This window comes from Coleofasciculus sp. E2-BRE-01 (assembly GCF_040221695.1).
Taxonomy (GTDB): Bacteria; Cyanobacteriota; Cyanobacteriia; order Cyanobacteriales; family Coleofasciculaceae; genus Coleofasciculus.
Genome location: NZ_JAVKEA010000190.1, coordinates 37,715 through 54,759, shown reverse-complemented (window position 1 = coordinate 54,759; position 17,045 = coordinate 37,715). Strand labels below are relative to the sequence as shown.

Sequence of the window (17,045 nt, the reverse complement as noted above, 5' to 3'; positions counted from 1 at the left end):
ATGGATCGTAAACAGCTAAATGAGTAGATGTGTATAAATGCAAAATCAAATTACTAAAGGCTTTCGACTTTCTCCTCAACAGAAGCGTGTTTGGTCATTACAGCAAAATAGTTCAGCTTACTGTGTCCAGGGCGCCCTTCTCCTAAAAGGTCATATCAAACCAGAGATATTGAACTATGCTTTACAGAACGTTGTCAATCGGCAGAGAATTCTAGGTACAAATTTTCGCCGCCTCCCTGGGATAAAAATGCCAGTCATGGTTATAACTGATAGCAGTAGCTGGTCGTGGCACAGCATCAATTTGAGTGATTTGGAAGCGGAGGAACAAGACGCTAAAATTGAGTCCCTTTTTCTGGAACAGAGACACCAAGGATTTGACTTGGAGCAAGGAGCGATTTTGCGTTCATTTCTACTCAAACTCTCAGCCACTAAGCAGGTTTTGATAGTTAGCTTACCTTCCCTTTGTGGCGACGCTTGGACTCTCAAGAATTTGGTCGCTGAAATTAGTAAGGCTTACTCGGCTTACCTACAAGGTGAGGAAGTGTCCGATCCAGTGGTGCAATATGTTCAATTTTCAGAGTGGCAGAATCAGTTACTCGAAGACGACGATGCTGAAGCCGGGAAAGAGTATTGGGAGCAGCAAGATTTCTCAAATGCAAACAGATTGAAGCTGCCTTTTGAGAGCGAATCTTTGCCACAGTCAAAATTTGCTCCTAGCTGTCTGAGCGTGACGCTTGGCTCTGATGTACTCGAAAAAATTGAGGCGCTGGTGCAGCAGTATGAGACTTCACCGTCTGTCGTGCTACTAACCTGTTGGCAAATCCTGCTTTGGCAAGTTACAGGACAGTCAGATATTGTCGTCGGCACAATTTATGATCGCAGAGACGGAGAATATGAACCCCTGCATAACGTACTAGGGCTACTTGCTACTTGGCTGCCGATTAAAATTCACGTTGTACCAGACTTGCACTTCACAGAAGCCTTAGAACTCGTTAAAAAAGCGACAGTTGATGCTGAAGAATGGCAAGATTATTTTTGCTGGAATGACGATAGAATAACGTCTCAAATTGGTTTTGAATGGGTTGAATGGTCGGAACAATGGTTGAGTGCTGGTGTTTCATTCTCTCTTTACAAGCAGTACAGTTGTATTGAACCGTTCAAGGTTAAACTGACCTGTATTAGTAGCAATAACTCTCTGAGTTTAGACGTTCATTACGATACTAATTTATTCTCTGTAGATGCCATTCAACGCCTGTCTAGACAGTTTCAGACTGTATTAACCAGCGCGATTGAAAATCCAGAGGCGCTCATTAGTCACTTAGAGATGCTCACGCCTAGTGATCGCCAACAACTTCTGGTCGAGTTTAACCACAGCCAGATTGATTACCCTCTAGATCGATGTATTCACCAACGCTTTGAAGAACAGGTAGAAAAAACACCGAATACTATTGCTGTGGTTTTTGAAGACCAACAGTTAACCTATGCCCAGCTTAACCAAAAAGCCAATCAACTGGCTCACACCTTACAGCAACGGGGAGTCAAGCCAGAGGTTGTAGTTGGACTGTGGGTAGAGCGTTCCCTAGACATGATTGTCGGACTCCTGGGTATCCTCAAAGCCGGAGGAGCCTACTTACCCCTTGATCCAGCCTTACCCATTGAGGCTCTAACCTTCCGGTTGCAGGATGCTCAAGTTCCCATCCTCTTAACCCAACAGTTGTTAGTCGAAACTTGTCTAACTCTTACGGCACAGGTAATCTGTTTAGATACGGACTGGGATACTATGGCTCAACAGAGTGATGCCAATTCCAGTAGTGAAGTCACCCGTGAACATCTAGTCTACGTTATTTACACATCAGGTTCTACAGGCAAACCCAAGGGTGTGGCAATTGAGCATCGGCAACTGCTTAATTATCTGAACGGAATTATCAACCAACTCGACTTACCCAGAGGTGCTAGTTTCGCAACGGTTTCCACCTTCGCCGCCGATTTAGGGAACACTGCCATCTTCTCAGCGTTGTGTACCGGGGGATGTCTGCATATTATCTCCCAGGAGGGGGCAACGAATCCAGAAGCCTTAGCCGATTACTGCAACCATCATCCCATTGATTGTCTCAAAATTGTCCCGTCTCACCTAAAAGCGCTTTTAAGTGCATCTCACCCGGAGAAGATTTTACCCAAAAAGCGGCTGATTCTGGGGGGCGAGGCGCTGAGTTGGACATTAGTGGAGAAACTCCAGCAGTATTCACCAACTTGCCAAATTGTCAACCACTATGGACCAACAGAAACGACAATTGGAGTCCTAACTTATTCCATCGAAGATAGAGCAATTTGGGAGCGATCGCAGACTGTCCCCATTGGGCGTCCTCTTGCCAATACTCAGGTTTACATTCTAGACGAGTATTTACAACCTGCCCCGATGGGTGTAGCTGGCAAACTTTATATCGGTGGAGATAATCTGGCGCGGGGGTATCTGAACCAACCCGACTTAACCAACGAGCGATTTATTCCCAACCCCTTTAGCCATGAGTCGGAGTCACGGTTATACAAAACGGGAGACGTGGCGCGTTATCTGCCTGACGGCACAATTGAATTTCTGGGGCGAATTGACCATCAACTCAAAATTCGTGGCTTCCGCATTGAACCGGGAGAGATTGAGTCGGTACTCAGACAAAACCCCGAAGTTCAGGACGTTGTAGTCTTAGTTCGAGAAGATGACTCTGGTGGCACACGCTTAGTCGCTTATGTTATTCCCAGGCAGGGCAAAACCTTCAATACTAGTGAACTGCGCCATTTTCTGAAAGAAAAGCTGCCTGACTATATGATGCCATCAGCCTTTGTGCTGTTGAAAAACCTGCCCCTAACTGCCAACGGTAAGGTGGATTTTCAGGCGCTGCGTTCACTGGAGATAACTAGACCCGATTTAGAAGATGCTTTTGTGGCACCCCGAACACCTGTTGAAGAGTCACTGGCAAGAATTTGGGCAGAACTGTTGGGGCTTGAGCAGGTTGGTGTTCACGACAATTTCTTCGATTTAGGTGGGCACTCCCTGCTCGTCACTCAGGTTGTATCTCGTTTGCGTGACACCTTTGCCGTGGAGTTACCCCTGAGCAACTTTTTTGATGCTCCCACTGTTGCTGATTTGGCAGTAATCATTACACAAAGGTTAGCTGAACAGACGGATAGTGAACTGCTGGCTAAGACGTTTGCAGAACTAGAGCAGCTTTCCGAGGAGGAGGTTCAAGCCCTACTTGCCACCGAAAAAGAGTTCATTAGTCAGGAGGGAAGTAGAAAATGAGTGACGTAATTAAAGGGATTGCTAATCTTTCTCCCCAGAAACGTGAGCTTCTGCTACAACGACTGAGGCAGAAACGAGATAACGTCTCACCCCAAAAAATCAAGCCTCAACCTCGACACTCCAGTACTTTTCCCTTGTCCTTTGCTCAAGCTAGGCTGTGGTTCCTTGAGCAGTTAGAGCCGGGAAACCCCTTCTACAATCAATCGGCAGCCGTACATCTGCTGGGAAGGCTGAACTTAGCTGCACTAGAGCAAAGCTTCAATGAAATCCTGCGCCGCCACGAAGTCTTGCGAACGACCTTTACTGTGGTAGAGGGGCAGCCTGTTCAAGTGATTGCTCCCACCTTACCCTTAACCCTGCCAGTTGTTGACCTACAAAAACTCCCTGAAGCCGAGAGAAAAGGCGAGGTTCTGCGCCGAGCTACTGAAGAGGGTCAGCAGTCTTTCAACCTCTCAAAGACACCCCTACTGCGATGCACTCTCCTGCGGTTGGACGAGACAGAGTATGTGTTGCTGTTCACTATGCACCACATTATCTCCGACGCTTGGTCTAAGGGGGTACTTCTTCGTGAACTAGCAATACTCTACGAAGCCTTTTCTATAGGAAAACCTTCGCCGCTACCAGAGTTACCCATTCAGTATGCAGACTTTGCGGTCTGGCAGCAACAGTGGCTACAGGGAGAAGTCCTAGAAACCCAGCTAACCTACTGGCGGCAGCAGCTTGAGGGCAGCCCTCCGCTTTTGGAACTCCCCACAGACCGAACCCGCCCCCCAGTTCAAACCTTCCGGGGTGCAACACAATCGTTCATTTTGCCTAAGGCGTTAACCGAAGCGCTTAAAGAGTTGAGTAAGCAGGAGGATGTCACCCTTTTCATGACCCTGCTGGCGGCATTCAAGACGTTGCTCTACCGCTACACAGGGCAAAACGATATTCTTGTAGGTTCGCCTATTGCTAACCGAAACCGGAGCGAAATTGAGGGACTGATTGGGTTTTTTGTCAATACCTTGGTCATGCGTACCAACCTTGGAGGTCGTCCCAGTTTTCGGGAGCTTTTGAGCCGAGTGCGTAACGTCGCGCTGGCAGCCTATGCTCACCAGGACTTGCCCTTTGAGCGCCTTGTCAATGAACTGCAACTGGAGCGGGATCTGAGCCACACGCCGCTGTTCCAGGTAATGTTCGAGTTCGGCAACACGCCAATATCGGCTTTAGCGTTACCCGGTTTGACCCTGAGTCTTTTAGAAACAAAGAGCAGTACGGCAAAATTTGATTTGAGCCTGTCGATGAGGGAAACCGAGCAGGGGCTGATTGGGAGCTTAGAGTACAATACCGATTTATTCGACGCAGGTACGATCGCCAGAATGCTAGGGCATTTCCAGACCTTAGTGGCAAGCATTCTCGCCAATCCTGACCAGCGTCTTGAAAACTTACAGCTCTTAACAGACGCTGAAAAACAACAATTGCTAGTGGAGTGGAATGACACTGGGGCAGATTATCCCCAGAATCAATGCATTCATCAGTTGTTTGAAGCTCAAGTCGAACAGACACCGGATGCAGTAGCGGTTGTCTTTGAAGATCAACAGTTGACCTACCGAGAACTGAACGCTAAGGCGAATCAACTCGCGCACCATCTGCAAAAGCTGGGTGTAAAACCAGAGGTACTGGTGGGACTATGTGTAGAGCGATCGCTCGAAATGGTTGTGGGTGTATTGGGTATTCTCAAAGCTGGCGGGGCTTATATGCCTTTAGATCCAGGGTATCCGCAAGAACGCCTAGTATTCATGCTTGAAAATGCTAACGTGCCAGTGCTACTAACGACAGAAACGTTGGTGTCACGGTTGCCAGACTACCAGGCTCAGGTTGTGTATCTCGATGATGACTGGCAGGAGATTAGCCAAGAAAGCGATCGCAATCCCATCAGCAAGGTCACGACTCAAGACTTAGCCTATTTAATCTACACCTCTGGCTCCACAGGCAAACCAAAAGGCGTTCAAATTCTGCATAGTGCTTTAGTTAACTTCTTAAGTGCGATGCGCCTAAGTCCAGGGTTAACTCAAGCCGATACCTTCCTATCAGTTACTCCATTATCCTTTGATATTGCAGCCCTAGAACTGTACCTACCCCTGATTGTCGGCGCTCGTGTGGTAGTAGTCAGTCGTGAAGTTGCGGCTGACGGCACTCGCTTATTAGAGCGATTAGCATCTTCCGGTGCCACAATCATGCAAGCGACACCAGCCACTTGGCGAATGCTTTTAGCCGCAGGGTGGCAGGGCAGTGAGTCCTTGAAAATCCTCTGCGGTGCTGAAACGCTTAACCGCGAACTTGCGATTCAGTTACGTGAACGAGGTACTGAATTATGGAATTTATACGGACCCACAGAAACCACGATCTGGTCAACTGCCTACAAAGTAGATAGTCAAAAGAGCGACTTTAGAGCAGGTGAAGTCATCTCCATCGGTCGCCCAATTGCCAACACGCAATTGTATGTTTTGGATCAAGACCAGCAACCTGTTCCTGTGGGGATTATCGGTGAACTACACATCGGCGGTTTAGGTTTAGCCCGTGGTTATCTCAATAGACCTGAGCTGACATCTGAAACGTTTATTTCAAATCCCTTTAATGATGTTTCAACGTCCCGACTGTACAAGACGGGTGACTTAGTTCGCTACAGACCCGATGGTACTCTTGAGTACATCAGTCGCATGGACTACCAAGTAAAGATTCGAGGTTTCCGCATCGAACTGGGAGAAATTGAAGCCCTACTCAATCAACACCCAGGGGTACGAGAAACGGTAGTTCTAGCTCAGGAAAAGGTACAGGGGGACAAGCGCCTGATAGCCTATATCGTTACCGATCAAAAACTAGCACCTTCTATCAATGACCTGCGCCGCTTCCTTAAACAGAAGTTGCCCGATTACATGGTGCCTTCAGTCTTCGTGCCACTCGAAGCGTTACCCCTAACCCCGAATGGTAAGGTAGACCGCAATGCTTTGCCTGTACCGGATCATGTTTGTCCAGACATAGACGTTGCCTATGTGATGCCACGCAATCAGGTGGAGCAAACCATTGCCAAAATTTGGCAAGACATTCTCGGTGTCAAACAAGTTGGTATCCATGACAACTTTTTTGAGTTGGGTGGTCATTCCCTACTGGCAACTCAGGTCATTTCTCAAATGCGTAAACTTTTCCAAGTAGAACTGCCCTTACGCCACCTCTTTGAAGCCCCGACTGTAGCTGACCAAGCGTTTGCCATTCAACAGAAACAAGGTAATAAAGACCCCCAGAGTCTCAATACAATTTCAAAAGTTGAACGAGAAAATACAGAACAGCTACTAGAAAAGCTCGATCAAATGTCTGAGCAAGACGTTGATTCATTGCTTCAGGAAATGTTAGCAGAACAGGAGGTTAATTCATGAGCAATACGTCCAAGCAAGTCACTGACCATTCACCGAAAAAAAAGCGTGAACTTCTAGCACAACTACTCCAAAAAAAGGCAACTCAGTCTCAGCGATTCCCCCTGTCTTTTGCCCAACAGCGGCTGTGGTTTATTGACCAATTGCAACCGGGTCTTTCTGCCTACAATATCGCCACCGCTTTACGGATTACGGGTTCCCTGAATATCCCAGCACTGGAGCAGAGTCTCAATGAAATCGTGAGGCGTCATGAAGTCTTGCGAACCACCTTTACAACCGTCAATAACCAACCATTCCAGTGCATTGCTCCTAGCTTAACCTTAACCCTGCCCCTGATAGACCTGCGGCAGCTACCTCCAGAGGAGCGGGAGGTTGAAGTCAGGCGCAGAGCCAATGCAGAAGCCCAACACCCCTTCAACTTGACAGGCGACCCCTTATTGCGAGCCACGATCCTCAAGCTCGATGCAGAAGACTACGTGGTGTTGTTCACGATGCACCATATCATCTCTGACGGCTGGTCAATGGGAGTACTCATTCAAGAGGTTGCCGCTGTTTACGAAGCCTTCTGTGTCGGAAAGCCCTCACCCCTGCCAGAACTGCCCATCCAGTATGCAGACTTTGCCATCTGGCAACGAGAGTGGTTGCAGGGGCAAGTTATGGAAACCGAACTCGCTTACTGGCAGCAGCAGCTTGGCAACCCTCCCTCCCTACTTCAGTTACCCACAGATTATCCCCGACCTGCAGTTCAGACGGGTCAAGGTGCGACTCAAATTTTCTCCCTATCCCCCAACCTGACTGATGCACTCAAAGCACTCTCGCGCCAGGAAAATGTCACTCTTTTCATGACCCTATTGGCAGCGTTTACGACGTTGCTTCACCGTTATACTGGGCAGGATGACATCTTGGTCGGTTCACCCATCGCCAACCGCAACCGCCCTGAGGTGGAAGGACTCATTGGCTTTTTTGTCAATACCCTAGTGCTGCGTAACCACCTTTCCGGCAATCTCAGTTTTCGGGAATTGCTGAGTCAGGTGCGGGAGGTCTGTTTAGCTGCTTATGCTCATCAGAACCTGCCGTTTGAAAAGCTAGTAGAGGCACTGAATCTAGAGCGTAATCTGAGCCACAATCCATTGTTTCAAGTCATGTTCGCCCTTCAGAATGCGCCCCAAGAAGACTTGGCAATTTCAGGTTTGACGGTGAGTCCCCTAAGGGTTGAGACGGGTACAGCACAGTTTGATTTGAGCCTAAACATAGTAGAGACAGAACAGGGATTGATCGGCTCGTTGAATTACAGCACGGACTTATTCGAGTCTGCCACGATTACCCGGATGGTGGGGCATTTCCAAACCCTGTTGGAAGGCATTGTTGCTAATCCTAACCAGCGCCTCGGGGACATTGGTTTATTGACAGCCAGGGAACGGCAGCAGTTGTTGGCGGAGTGGAATGATACCCATACTGATTATCCCAAAGACCAGTGTATCCATCAGCTATTTGAAGCTCAAGTAGAACGAACTCCAGATGCAGTAGCGGTCGTCTTTGAAGACCAACAGTTAACCTACCGAGAACTGAACACCAGAGCGAATCAACTCGCCCACTACCTGCAGAGGTTGGGGGTAAAGCCAGAGGTATTGGTGGGTATTTGTGTAGAGCGATCGCTTGAGATGATCGTGGGTGTATTGGGTATTCTCAAAGCTGGGGGAGCTTATGTCCCCCTAGACCCGGCGTATCCCCAAGAGCGTTTGACTCATATCTTGTCCGATTCCCAGGTGTCGGTGCTGTTAACTCAGCAAAGGTTAGTGTCAAAGCTGGATAAACATCACGCCTGTGTCGTTTTGTTGGATGCAAATTGGCAAGTCCTTGCTCAACAGAGCCAGGGAAATCCTGTCAGTGCAGTTCAGCCGGAAAACCTCGCCTATGTTATCTACACCTCCGGTTCCACGGGAACACCAAAAGGAGTTGCGATCGCTCACTACAGTACAGTTGTCTTATTAAATTGGGCAAGAACTGTCTTTGCACGAGAGGATCTGGCTGGAGTCCTCGCCTCGACCTCTATCTGCTTCGATCTATCAGTGTTCGAGCTGTTTGTACCCCTGAGCTGGGGGGGTAAGGTTATCTTGGTTGAGAATGTGTTGCATCTGCCTACTTTGCCTGCAAACCAGGAAGTCACCCTGGTTAATACGGTTCCTAGCGCGATCGCTGAATTACTGAATATTGACGATTTACCTGCTTCGGTGCGTATCGTCAACCTGGCAGGTGAACCTCTCCAGAATGGATTGGTCGAGCGCATCTATCAGCGAGACACGGTTGAGAAAGTCTTTAACCTCTACGGTCCTTCTGAAGATACCACCTATTCCACATTTGCCTGGGTTAAGAAAGGAACCCACAAACTCCCTCCCATCGGGCGACCAATTGTTAACACGCAAATTTATATCCTCGATCGCTATCTCCAGCCAACTCCCATTGGTGTACCCGGGGAACTGCATATTGGTGGTGCTGGGTTAGCCAAGGGCTATCTTAACCGCCCTGATCTGACGGCACAGAAGTTCATCCCCAACCCCTTCCAAAGGAGCAGGGGGAGAAAAGAAGACCCATCCTCAAATATAAAGCGGTTATACAAAACAGGCGACTTGGCTCGTTATCTCCCGGATGGCACGATTGAGTTTTTAGGTCGCATCGACCATCAGGTAAAGATTCGTGGCTTTCGTATCGAACTTGGAGAAATTGAAGCCGTATTGAGCCAATATCCAGGGGTACGAGAGGCTGTGGTTCTGGCTCAGGATGATGGACGTAGCCATAAGCAGTTGGTTGCTTATGTCGTGATGGGGAATCAGTCAGCCCTTTCTATCAGTAACCTGCGCCACTTCCTGAAAGAGAAATTGCCTGACTACATGGTGCCTTCCATATTCATATCCCTGGAAGCCCTACCCCTAACTCCCAATGGTAAAGTAGACCGCCGCGCTCTGCCAGCGCCCTGTGCGACTAGACCGGAGTTAGACAAACCCTTGGCTAAACCTCGTACCTTTGTTGAAGAAATATTAGTGTCCCTTTGGCTCGATATCCTGGGGTTAGAACAAGTGGGTATCTATGATAACTTCTTTGAGCTAGGCGGACATTCACTACTCGCCACCCAAGTTATTTACCGGGTACGCTCAGCTTTGCAGGTGGAACTACCCCTACGCTGTTTGTTTGAGTCACCTGCGATCGCACAATTAGCCGAGACCATTGAAACGAGAATGAAGGTGGGGCAAGGACTAAACGCTTCCCCCATTGTACCCGTCCCCCGGAGTCAACATCTACCCCTCTCCTTCGCTCAACAACGGCTGTGGTTCCTGAATCAGGTGGAGCCAAACAACACAGCGTATAACATTCTTGATGCCGTGCGTCTCACAGGTTCCCTGAATATCCCAGCACTGGAGCAGAGTCTCAACGAAATTGTGCGGCGTCACGAAATCTTGCGTACCACCTTTACCACCGTGAATGGACAACCTGTCCAGGTCATTGCCCCAACCCTAACGTTAACGGTGCAGGTTATAGACCTCAAGGCACTCCCAGAGGAGCAGCAGTCCCAGCAGTCCCAGCAGCTCGCGATACAGGAAGCACAGAAACCCTTTGACTTATCCAAAGCTCCGTTATTGCGAGTGACACTCCTGCAACTTGGCTTAACCGATTACGTGGTGCTATTTACCATGCACCATATTGTTGCTGATGGTTGGTCGATGGGAGTCCTAATCCAAGAAATCGCTACCCTTTATCAAGTCTTCTGTATCGGACAACCTTCACCTCTACCCGAATTATCAATTCAGTATGCAGACTTTGCCGTCTGGCAACGAGAGTGGTTGCAGGGAGATGTGCTAGACACTCAACTGGCATACTGGCAGCAACAGCTTGGCAATAACCTTCCGGTGTTGAAATTACCCACCGACAATCCTCGACCCGCCGTTCCCGCCTATCGGGGAGCAAAACAATCGCTAAGGTTATCCAAAACCCGATCTGCAGAACTCAAAGCCTTCAGCGCCAAGGAAGGAGTCACCTTGTTTATGACATTGCTGGCTGCTTTTAACATCTTGCTCCACTACTATTCCGGTCAAGACGACATTGTTGTTGGTACTGATGTCGCTAATCGCAACCGAGCCGAAACGGAAGGGTTAATTGGATTTTTTGTCAACCAATTAGTATTACGCACCCAACTCGGAGGAAACCCCAGCTTTCGAGAGGTGCTGGAACGGGTACGCCAAATGACTCTGGGAGCTTATACTCACCAGGATCTGCCCTTTGACAAGCTAGTCGAAGCGCTTAATCCAGAGCGAGATTTGAGCCGCACGCCGCTATTTCAGGTCAAACTTATACTTCAAAATGCACCAATGCAGCCCTTAGAACTTCCCAGTTTAACTTTAAGTCCTGTGGAGGTTGAAAGCACAGCAGCAACCTTTGACTTACTCCTGGATGTAATGGAAACAGACGAAGGATTAATGGGGGTGTTGAAGTACGATACAGAGTTATTTGAGGCGAGTCGCATCACCCGGATGCTTGGTCATTTTGATACAATTTTGCACCAGATTACGACAGTGCCAACAGTCAAGCTGAATGAATTGAAAGAAATAGTCTTTGCGGCAGATAAGCAACAGGACATTGCCAAAGAACAAGCTTATCAAAGCGCTATTCAGCAGAAGTTAAATACTATCAAACGCAGAACTCAGAGCAGATAAGGATGCCAATGTTACAACAACAAGAGTAGCGCCAGCGTCTTGCCACCTCTTCCCTCTTCCAACTAAAATAGGAGTGCTATAATCATGACAAAAACTGAAGTAAATAGCATCAGAACGCTAGTAAATGTTAGACGAAAAGCCATTAGTGTATCGACTGATGAATTAATCAAAACAGAATTTTTACAACCCCATGAAAAGCTTCCTCTGGTTATCAAACCCGCCGTTAAGGGAGTCAGTTTACAATCCTGGGGTCAGCAAAATCGTGACGTTATCCAAAGCCAACTCCTAAAGCATGGAGCTATTCTATTCCGAGACTTTAAGGTAAAATCAGTAGAGGAGTTCGAGCAGATTATTGCTGCGATTTGTACAGAAGTGCTGGAGTATCGCTATCGAGCATCACCGCGCACTCAGGTGGGTGGTAGAATTTATACCTCAACAGACTATCCTGCCGAGCAAAGCATTTTTCCTCACAACGAACACTCCTACTCTCCTACCTTTCCCTTGAAAATCTTCTTTTTCTGCATGACACCAGCCAAAGAAGGGGGACAAACACCAATTGGCAGTTGTCGCAAGATTTTTGATCGCATCGATCCCCAAATCCGCGATCGCTTTATTGAAAAAAAAGTTATGTATGTGCGTAACTTCGGTGATGGTTTTGGTCTTCCCTGGCAAACGGTATTTCAAACCTCAGATAAAGCGAAGGTGGAAGACTATTGTCAGAGTCACGGGATTGAGGTGGAATGGAAAGAGGATAATCGCTTGAGAACCCGTCAGGTTAGTCCCGCTGTTGTCCAACACCCACACACAGGAGAAATGATTTGGTTTAATCATGCAACGTTTTTCCATGTTTCCACTTTAGAACCAGCTATCCGGGATTCGTTGTTGGCAATGTTTAAAGAAGAAGATTTGCATACGAATACGTATTATGGGGATGGTTCTCCTATTGAGCCTTCTGTGTTAGAACATTTGCGGGAAGCGTATCAACAAGAAATGATCACGTTTTCCTGGCAAAAGGGAGATATATTGATGTTGGATAATATGTTGGCGGTACATGGTCGTCAGCCTTTTGTTCCTCCTCGGAAAATTATGGTGGGTATGGCTGAACCTTATAGTCCTTAGTCTGTTTTAAGTTGGCATTAGGGTCAATAGATGGAAACGCAGAGATACGCAAAGGTTTCGCAGAGGTTAAGAGAGGTATTATGTCTCAGGAAATGATTGAGGGGTTTCAACTTTCTCCGCAGCAAGAACATTTAGGGTTGCTGCAACGGGTTGATAAAGGTTCAATTTATCAGGCTTTTTGTGCTATCCGGATTGAAGGACGTATTGATATAAGTCACTTGGAAGCGGCTTTACAAGATGTCGTTAATCGCCATGAAATATTTCGTACTTATTTTCCTTGTATTCCGGGAATGACGCTTCCGGTTCAGGTTATTACTGATAGCAAGGTGAGCTTAGAATTTTTGGCGGATAATGCCGAAGATAAGAAGAATGTTTCTTTTGATTTACCCTCTGGTAACCTTGAGCAGAGTCCGCTTTTTCATGCCTGTTTGGTAAGTCTTTCCGGAGATAAGTATCTATTACGTCTTCAATTACCAGCTCTCTGTGCAGATGCTGTAACTCTTCATGATTTAGTCAGGGAAATTGGTCAGTCTTATTCAGCAATTTTGCGTGGAGATGTCCGATCTGATGAACCGCTGCAATATGCCGATTTTTCTGAATGGCAGAATGAATTACTGAACGCTGAGGAGACGGAAATTGGACGAGAGTATTGGCGCGGTCAAGATTTTTCGGCTCGTTGGGCGTTAAAGCTTCCTTACGACAGCCCTAGTTTAGAAACAGCGCCATTTGAACCGGAATTTATCAGTTTAGCGATCGCGCCCAATTCGTTAGCGAAGCTGGAAGCCCTAGCCCAGAAGTATCAGACGTCAATAGCTACTGTGCTGCTAACCTGTTGGCAAACGTTACTCTGGCGGCTGACTGGACAATCTGAGATTATTATTGGTACTGGCTGTGATGGTCGAAATTATCAGGAACTCAAAGGGGCGTTAGGGTTATTTGCTAAGTATTTACCCGTGCGTTGTTGTTTAGCAGAAGATTTGCGATTCAGTCAAGTTTTACAGCAGGTGGATGAGTCCGTAGCCCAGATTAAAAAATGGCAGGATTGTTTTTCTTGGGACTATGTTACTGAGTCGGATGAGCCAGGTGTAGAGGTATCGTTTTGTCCACTTTGTTTTGAGTTTGAGGACAAATTTATCGCCTATGTTGACGATGACGTAAATTTTTCAATTGATGAATTATACACCTGCATTGATCGCTTCAGAATTAAGCTCTCTTGTCGGCAGCGGGATGATGCTCTGATTACAGAATTTCATTATGATGCCAACCATCTGTGTGCAGAGGATATTCAACGGTTAGCTGAACAATTTCACCAGTTGGTAGACAGTGCTACGAACCATCCAGAAGCAACGATCAGTGAGTTGAATATTTTAAGCGATCGCGCCCGAAATCAACTTCTCGTTGAATTCAACCAAACTCAGGCAGATTATCCTCAAGACAAATGTATCCACCACTTAATCGAGGAACAAGCAGAGCGTACCCCTAATAGTATCGCTGTTGCCTTTGAAGACCAGCAACTTACCTATGCTCAACTGAATCAAAAAGCCAATCAACTCGCTCACTACTTGCAACAACTGGGAGTAAAACCAGATGTACTCGTGGGGATTTGCGTGGAGCGCTCACTGGAAATGGTGATTGGTATTCTCGGTATTCTCAAAGCTGGCGGAGCGTATGTCCCCCTAGATCCAACCTATCCTCAAGAGCGTTTATCCTTCATTTTAGAGGATACTCAAACCTCAGTGGTATTGACTCAGCAGCGACTCATTGACCATTTCCCCCAACATAACACCCATATTATTTGCTTAGACAATGACTGGGAAGCTATTACTCAAGAGAGTAAGTCTATTTCTATTCCCCCCTTATTAAGGGGGGCTAGGGGGGATCAAACCTTATCCAAACAGGATTGTTTTCCCCCGGAAATGACAGGCGAAAATTTAGCCTATATTATCTATACATCAGGTTCAACAGGCAAACCCAAGGGAGTACAAATTACCCATCGAAATCTTGTTCACTCCACTAGCGCTCGTCTTACTTACTATCAAGAACCCGTCACCCGCTTCTTATTACTGTCTTCTTTTGCCTTCGATAGTTCTATTGCAGGTATCTTTTGGACACTCTGCCAAGGTGGAATGCTTTACCTACCGCCAGAGGGGTTACAACGGGATGTACCGCAGCTCATTGAGTTAATTGCCAAACAGCATATCTCCCATTTATTAAGCCTTCCCTCATTGTATTCCTTAGTTTTAGAACAAGCCAAACCCGAACAGTTAACCTCACTTCGCACGATTATTGTTGCTGGAGAATCTTGTCCAAAAGAGTTGGTACAACGTCACCTGGATTTAAAATTAGAAGCCTCTTTGTTTAACGAGTATGGACCAACAGAAGGAACCGTTTGGACTAGTGTCTACCATTGCCAATCTCCGGAGAGGCGAACCCAAGTTCCCATCGGGCGTCCCATTGCCAACACACAAATTTATCTGCTTGATGCTCATTTGCATCCGGTTCCCATTGGCGTAGTTGGCGAACTTTATATCAGTGGTGATGGTTTAGCTAGAGGTTATCTCAATCAACCGGAAATGACAGAGCAACGGTTTATTCCCAACCCCTTTAGTCACACATCCGGGGCGCGTTTGTACAAGACTGGAGATTTAGCTCGTTACCTCCCCGATGGAAACATTGAGTTTATCGGGCGGATTGATAACCAAGTAAAGATTCGCGGTTTCCGAGTAGAATTAGGTGAGATTGAGACAGCATTAAGCCAGCATCCAGGGGTGCGGGAAAGCGTGGTTCTGGCACGAGACGATGTACCGGGGGATAAGCGGTTGATTGTCTATATCGTGCCGAATCGAGAATCCATTCCTACTATTTCTCAACTGCGTAACTTTCTCAAAAAAGTGCTGCCAGAGTACATGATACCATCGGCTTTTGTGTGGCTTAAGGAGTTACCTTTAACCCCCAATGGTAAGGTAAATCGACGCGGATTACCTGCTCCAGATCAAGTACGACCAGAAATTACTGGAGTCTTTGTTGCTCCCCGCACTCCTGTTGAAGAGAAACTCGTTAAAATTTGGGCTGAACTGTTAAAAATTGAACGAGTGGGTATCCACGACAACTTCTTTGAGTTGGGAGGACATTCGTTACTCACCACTCAGCTTCTTGCCAAGGTACGAGATACATTTCAGGCGGATGTATCCTTACGCCAGTTGTTAGAAGTACCAACGGTGGCAGGTTTAGCGGAGAATATCGAGAAGGTTTACTTCACAGAATCTAGTACGAGACTTAGTTCCAAAACGGTTATTGATCTGAACGCTGAAGCCATTCTAGATTCTAGCATCTACCCAGAAACATTCGGTGAGCTTGTAACTGAGCCAGTTCATATTTTATTAACCGGAGCAACCGGATTTTTGGGAGCCTTTTTACTCCATGAACTCCTCCAACAAACCCAAGCTACTATTTATTGCTTAGTGCGTTGCCAAACCCTTGAAGACGAGCAGAAAAAACTTCAACGTAGTCTTGAAGGTTATCTCCTCTGGAATGAATCACTCCGCTCCCGAATTATCCCAGTTGTGGGTAATTTATCAGAGCCGCTTTTGGGGCTTTCGGAGGAGCAATTTCAAAGAATGGCACGTCAAATTGATGTTATTTATCACAATGGTGCCTGGGTACATCACGTTTATCCCTATTCTGTCCTCAAGGCGACTAATGTGTTAGGAACTCAGGAAGTTCTCAGGTTAGCCTGTAAAACTAAAGCCAAACCAGTACATTTCATCTCCGCGTCCAGTGTTTTTTCAGCCGTCGGCGATTCGGGTGTTAAAATTATTCGTGAGCAGGATAGCCTAGATGAGAACAATGTACCTACGGGTGGTTATTCTCAGAGTAAATGGGTTGCCGAGAAATTAATAGAAACGGCTAGGGAACGAGGGCTTCCTGTCTGTTTTTATAGACCCTCCCGGATATCCGGACATAGCCAAACGGGTATCTTTAATCCCCATGACTTTTTGTATAAACTGATCATTGGCTGTATCCAATTCGGCAGTGTACCTGATGAGGATATTCGGGAAAATATTGTTCCTGTGGATTATGTCAGTCGGGCGATTGTCCATTTATCAAGGCAGAAAGAATCTATAGGAAAGGCGTTTCATTTAGTGAATCCCCAGATTCTCCACTCTAGTCAGCTCATTGACCAAATTCGCTCACTCGGCTATCCTCTGGAGCAGCTTTCTTATGACCAGTGGCGCACCAAATTACTCAATACCACTCAAGGTTCTTCAGAACATCCCTTGTATGCCTTAGTGCCATTTTTCCCCGCAAGAGATGCTGAAGCGGAAACGTCAAACTCGGGAGTTCTACAGTTTGATGGTCAGAATACGCTCGCTGGACTTGCAGGCACTTCTATCACTTGTCCACCTGTGGATCATCAGTTACTTAATACTTACTTGGCTTACCTCCTTAATGAGAAAATGGCGAATAAGGAATCATAGAAAGCCTAAAGTCTACAGTTTTATTCCTTTTTTCAGG

Annotated in this window: 5 protein-coding genes; all 5 read left to right on the top strand. The window is 46.9% G+C overall.

The window, feature by feature from the left end; all coding sequences use genetic code 11:
• The first annotated feature begins 37 nt into the window (after positions 1-37).
• The 5 genes from RIG66_RS23735 to RIG66_RS23715 all read left to right on the top strand — a co-directional run bounded on the left by RIG66_RS23735 (position 38) and on the right by RIG66_RS23715 (position 17,008).
• Entirely contained in the window at positions 38-3,295 is a 3,258-nt protein-coding gene (locus RIG66_RS23735; RefSeq protein WP_446381164.1) for a non-ribosomal peptide synthetase, read from the top strand.
• The gene (locus RIG66_RS23730) at positions 3,292-6,708 is read left to right on the top strand and encodes a non-ribosomal peptide synthetase (RefSeq protein ID WP_446381163.1); all 3,417 of its coding nucleotides are present in this window, start codon (positions 3,292-3,294) and stop codon (positions 6,706-6,708) included. The genes RIG66_RS23735 and RIG66_RS23730 overlap by 4 nt, the downstream gene beginning before the upstream one ends.
• Positions 6,705-11,411 (top strand): amino acid adenylation domain-containing protein, encoded by a 4,707-nt coding sequence (locus RIG66_RS23725; protein ID WP_446381162.1) that lies wholly within the window; start codon positions 6,705-6,707, stop codon positions 11,409-11,411. The genes RIG66_RS23730 and RIG66_RS23725 overlap by 4 nt, the downstream gene beginning before the upstream one ends.
• 84 nt (positions 11,412-11,495) lie before the next feature.
• Positions 11,496-12,530: a TauD/TfdA family dioxygenase gene (locus RIG66_RS23720; protein ID WP_446381161.1), complete on the top strand. Its 1,035-nt coding sequence runs from the start codon at positions 11,496-11,498 to the stop codon at positions 12,528-12,530.
• Between the two features lie 80 nt (positions 12,531-12,610).
• The gene (locus tag RIG66_RS23715; RefSeq protein ID WP_446381160.1) at positions 12,611-17,008 is read left to right on the top strand and encodes a non-ribosomal peptide synthetase family protein; all 4,398 of its coding nucleotides are present in this window, start codon (positions 12,611-12,613) and stop codon (positions 17,006-17,008) included.
• The last annotated feature ends 37 nt before the right edge of the window (positions 17,009-17,045 follow it).